The sequence below is a fragment of the Klebsiella sp. 141153 genome (genome assembly GCF_032601995.1).
In the GTDB taxonomy this organism is placed as follows: domain Bacteria; phylum Pseudomonadota; class Gammaproteobacteria; order Enterobacterales; family Enterobacteriaceae; genus Klebsiella; species Klebsiella aerogenes.
The window spans coordinates 1-262 of sequence record NZ_JAQIRJ010000051.1; the positions used below are offsets into that span (position 1 = coordinate 1).

At 43.1% G+C, this 262-nt stretch carries 1 pseudogene; it reads left to right on the forward strand.

Annotated features, from left to right (window positions below):
- Window positions 1–153: 153 nt before the first annotated feature.
- A pseudogene (locus tag PGS10_RS25020) lies at window positions 154–262 on the forward strand (ASCH domain-containing protein); the annotation flags it as partial.

The window sequence follows — 262 nt, forward strand, 5'->3', positions numbered from 1 at the left end:
TTGGCACTGCGCGGATGAACCAACTGAGTTTAAGCTCCAGTCTGAGCGAAGAGCAAACCACACTATCTGAGGTAACGTATTACTGTTAATGGTGACCCCATTAACGCTAATACTATTATTACTTTTTTCATCAACGGTTAGGCAGATGCATTAATGGTTAAGCTTAGGGAAATAGAAATGAAATATCCAGGCGCAGGGGCCTGGCAAATGGGAGACAGTCCAGAACTGGCAAGCGAGCTTGCTAACCTTATTAAAAAAGGAA